Origin of the sequence: Paraglaciecola sp. (genome assembly GCF_030730205.1) — a bacterium.
In the GTDB taxonomy this organism is placed as follows: Bacteria; Pseudomonadota; Gammaproteobacteria; order Enterobacterales; family Alteromonadaceae; genus Paraglaciecola.
Window position 1 is genome coordinate 4,890 of sequence record NZ_JANQVQ010000264.1, and the last position, 4,215, is coordinate 9,104.

At 44.1% G+C, this 4,215-nt stretch carries 4 protein-coding genes; 2 read left to right on the plus strand and 2 right to left on the minus strand.

The annotated features are described in order from the left end of the window. Window positions 1–35 precede the first annotated feature (35 nt). Window positions 36–938: a sugar phosphate isomerase/epimerase gene (locus tag NWQ57_RS17315; RefSeq protein WP_306023425.1), complete on the minus strand. Its 903-nt coding sequence runs from the start codon at window positions 936–938 to the stop codon at window positions 36–38. Window positions 939–1,093: 155 nt separating this feature from the next. After that, window positions 1,094–2,074: a helix-turn-helix domain-containing protein gene (locus NWQ57_RS17320; protein ID WP_306023426.1), complete on the minus strand. Its 981-nt coding sequence runs from the start codon at window positions 2,072–2,074 to the stop codon at window positions 1,094–1,096. A gap of 342 nt (window positions 2,075–2,416) precedes the next feature. Here NWQ57_RS17320 and NWQ57_RS17325 point away from each other — a divergent pair, with 342 nt between their 5' ends. Both NWQ57_RS17325 and NWQ57_RS17330 read left to right on the plus strand, forming a co-directional pair. After that, complete coding sequence (locus tag NWQ57_RS17325; protein WP_306023427.1) at window positions 2,417–2,668, plus strand: DUF4282 domain-containing protein; 252 nt, start codon at window positions 2,417–2,419, stop codon at window positions 2,666–2,668. A 268-nt stretch (window positions 2,669–2,936) separates the two neighbouring features. Then, window positions 2,937–4,214 carry an alkaline phosphatase family protein gene (locus NWQ57_RS17330; RefSeq protein ID WP_306023428.1) on the plus strand — a complete coding sequence of 426 codons (1,278 nt, stop codon included), beginning with the start codon at window positions 2,937–2,939 and terminating at the stop codon, window positions 4,212–4,214. Window position 4,215 lies beyond the last annotated feature (1 nt).

The following is a 4,215-nucleotide window of genomic DNA, read 5'->3' on the forward strand; positions in this document are numbered from 1 at the left end:
AAGCGACTTATTCTAAGCGACTTATTCTAAGCGACTTATTCCATTTCACTGATGATTTTTTGCAGACCCTTAACCGAGGCTTCAACGCTTTCCATGGGTGTCATTCCTTCTGGATAAGACTCTTGTTCAACCACCAACCATTGCGTTCCGCCATAGGTTTTATTCGCAGTGATCAAGGCTTTCCAGTCAGTGGTGTCTTGGCCAATAATGGGATCTTCAGGATTACCCGGTTCGGGAGCCGAGGCCTTGTAATGAGTTGTCACGGTGCGCCCTGGGTAGGCTTTTACCATCACCACGGGATCTTTGCCGGCCACTTCGGTCCAGCCCACATCTTGTTGTAATATAACTTGGTCATTGGTGTTTTTACCAATCACGTCCCAAGGAGTATGACCGAGTTCACCTTCCATTTCGGGTTTGTGGTTGTGATAACCAATTCGCATACCAAGCGGGGCTAACTTTTCTTGTAAATCGGCTAATTCAGCCGCTACCACTTTGGCACCTTCTACAGTAAAGGCCCGTTTATCCATGGGAATAATCAGATAATGGCAATCAATATCTTGGTAAAAGGCTACCGTACTATCAAAGTTTTCTGCGGTGAATTTGTCAAATGGTACATGAGCGCCTGATGCTTTAAGACCCAATTCGTTAAGAAAAACCAGTAAGCCTTGAGGATCGTCAGCAAAGGGACCAAAGTTGCCAGCAAATTCAACACCATTAAAGCCCATGGCTGCAATACTGCGTAGTGTGCCCTCAAAGTCTTCACTGACCGCATCTTTTACCGACCAAAGTTGCACACTCAATTGAGGTTGAGTCGTCGCAACACTAGCCACCTGTGGTTCTGTGGTCACTGCGTCGCTGCAGCTTACACCCAGAGTGGCCACTGCGACCAGGCCCATGGCTTGAATCGCGCAGTTGATACTTTTTTTGATAATCGGCATGACATATCCTTGTATTTATTAGTAAAGAATTTGTTAAATCTTGCTTGATTGGCGCACAGGACGCAACAGTAAATCGATATAAACTGTCATTAAATTACATCACGCAGTGGCCTTGCGAAAAATGCATGCGCAGCGGCAAAGACGACATGAAAAAACTAAGCAGAGCGCAATTGAAACTTCTCACGAAAGGCGGTGGGAGTGGTTTTAAATTTTTCTCTAAAGTGATGCCGAAAGGCCGTGGTGCTCTCAAATCCCAGCTGTTGGGCAATGGCATCAATGCTCAAGGTGGTGGTTTCAAGCAGTTGCAGCGCGACAGACATACGTTGGCTAATCAGCCAAGCCTTAGGTGGTAAGCCGGTGGCTGATTTAAATTTTCTTATAAAGCTTCGTTCACTCATATTAGCGCGCTGGGCTAACTCGCTGATAGAAGGCGATAAAGCCAGATTTTGGTACAAATAATCAAGAATGGGGGCGATGGCGTTATTTTCTCTCTTAGCCACAGGACTTTCGATAAATTGCGCTTGATTACCTTCTCGCAGGGGCGGGATCACTAAACGCCTGGCCACAATATTCGCAATTTTGCTGCCGTAATCTTTTCTTATCACATGTAAACATACGTCTAACCCTGCGGCACTGCCTGCTGAGGTGATGATATCGCCGCAGTCAACATACAACTGATCTGCGCAAATCGAAATAGCCGGAAATTGCGCTTTAAACGAGGCTGCGTAACGCCAATGGGTGGATAACGCTTTACCATCTAACAAACCAGAGCAAGCCACAGGATACGCACCAGAACAGATGGTAACAATGCGCCCACCCGCTTCATTAAACGTCACTAAAAAAGCGAGCAAGGTCTTACTGACTTTATTATGTATATTGTCCCAACCAGGCAGTAACAAGGTGTCATTGCCAGTAATGTCCTCAAGTCGGATTGTGGGGTGCTGCACACCACCAAATTGGGTTGTGACCGCTTGGTTATCCAATGATGCAGTGACAAACTCATAGATTTTTCGTCCAAGCTCCGGCCTGTCTAAACCAAAAACTTCTGCCACACAGGAAAATTCAAACAAACACAGATTAGGATAAAGAAAAGCAACAATACGTTTCGGATTTTCTGCTTGAGGCGTGTTTGGCATAATATTTATCATTGTCGGTGTTTTTGCCAAGGGTAGTCTGAATTTCACGCTGCCACAATAAGCGTGCATCAATCTAATTAACATGGTAAGTATTAGCAAGTCATGGCAGCACCAAAGGTGGATTGTGTTTTAATCCAACCCATTGAAATACCGAAAAAAATTATTGCTTCTTTGCAATGGCTTAAAAGTATGGAATATTAATCACAAAGAATTTTGTCAAGTTGTTTTGTGTTTAAAACGAGTAAACCGAAACAGTTTGGCTCAATAGTGTACTTGGTTTTATGTGGTTCCAAAACCAAGCATACTTACCAGATGGAACTATAAAATTAAAAAGGAAATACCATGAAAGATATCTTTTTCTTCGACTCAATGTTAACCCCCAAAATAATTACTTTTGTATATTGGCTGCTTTTGTTGATATCACTGGTGTCTGGCATAGCTGCCATGTTTAACGCCTACACAGGTGGTTTTATTAGTGGTTTGAGTATTATTGTTTTTGGGATGATAGGAGCCAGAATTTGGTGCGAGTTAATGATTGTGTTATTTAAAATACATGAAAATCTACAAAAAATGGCTGATAAACAAGACTTATAATCTGAGTTATTAAAGCGAAAGGGGGCTAACATTGCGTTTGTTGTGCCCACTTTTATCTGTTTGTAACCGCTCTGCTCGGTGATTTTATGCCACTGTTAGCGAGTTAGCACGGTACCTACAAAATGATTTATTGTACCTGCTCGAGCCTCTAGTTTATCCCCATCTAAAACCATTATTCGTGATGTTATCTTTAACACTGTTTTTGCCCTTTAATTGTCATGAATAGTAGATACAATGTGTTAAAAATGACGATTACGCTTGAGGCAGTATGGGTAGTTGGTATCAGAACAGGCGCTCCGTTTTTATCGTATTAATTTTTCTTAGTTGTGCCTCATCGGTGATGGCGGCTTCTAAGGTTGAGCCTCTGGTTATTATGATTGGCGTGGATGGCCTGCGGGCAGATACTCTTGATAGGATGCCGGCGCCCAATTTGCAAGCACTAGCCGATAATGGAGTGCACGCAGGTATGTTGCCCGCCATGCCCAGCAAAACCTTCGTTAATTTTTATTCTTTGGCTACCGGTCTTTATCCAGAACACCATGGCATGACGTCTAATTATCCATACGATAAAAACTTAGGGCGTAAGTTTGAGCGTAAAACCGATGTGCAAGACCCTCGCTGGTGGGGCGGGGAGCCTATTTGGATCACCGCCGAAAAACAAGGCTTGAAAGCCGCTACGTATTTCTGGGTAGGCTCTGAAGTTGCTATTGATCAGGTAGCGCCAAGTTATTGGAAACCCTATGACCAAAATAAAGATTATGCGCAGCGGGTTGATGAGGTATTAGCGTGGTTACAACTGCCTATTTCACAGCGACCAAAATTAGTTACCCTGTATTTTTCTGCAGTGGATACAGCCGCACATGATTTCGGGGTTGATTCTGCACAAGAGCGCGAAGCCGTTGCCCGTGTTGATAAACACATAGGCGACCTTGTTGAGGGGCTAAAAAAACTGGGGGTATATCAAAAAACCACTATGCTTGTGGTGGCTGACCACGGTATGGTGAATTTATCTGATGAGCGCGTGATTAACCTTGATGAACGCATCGACCTGAGTCGTTTTGAGGTGTCTGATTGGAACAACAAAGCGAAACCGATTTACGCTCCATTTTTATCACTTTACGGCGAACAAAAAGACATCGAATTGGCTTACAGCAAGCTGGTTGCCAGTCATCCTCACTTTCAAGTATTTAAGCGCGGGCATTTCCCAAGTCACTACCATGTTGATCATCCCGATAGAGGACCAGATCTGATGATTATGGCCGATTTAGCGTGGTCACTTTACGCCAGTAGCGACAAAAGCCCGCCTCAAACCATGGCAGAAACAACGCGCAGCGTTGCCACCCATGGCTATGATAATCGAGCTTCTGCCATGCAGGCGATGTTTATTGGCTCAGGCCCTTTATTTAAAAAAGCGGGGGGCGTTGAGTCTTTTGAAAATATTGAAGTGTATGGTGTAGTTGCGTGTGCCCTAGGTATCAAACCGGCGAAAACAGATGGTGATATTAAGCGGGTACAAGGCATGTTGACGCAAACATGCCTGCAATAGC

Bases quoted from the DNA above. Each gene is read 5' to 3' on its own strand.
- NWQ57_RS17315 (WP_306023425.1), bottom strand. From the start codon at position 938: ATGCCGATTATCAAAAAAAGTATCAACTGCGCGATTCAAGCCATGGGC.
- NWQ57_RS17330 (WP_306023428.1), top strand. From the start codon at position 2,937: ATGGGTAGTTGGTATCAGAACAGGCGCTCCGTTTTTATCGTATTAATT.
- NWQ57_RS17325 (WP_306023427.1), top strand. From the start codon at position 2,417: ATGAAAGATATCTTTTTCTTCGACTCAATGTTAACCCCCAAAATAATT.
- NWQ57_RS17320 (WP_306023426.1), bottom strand. From the start codon at position 2,074: ATGCCAAACACGCCTCAAGCAGAAAATCCGAAACGTATTGTTGCTTTT.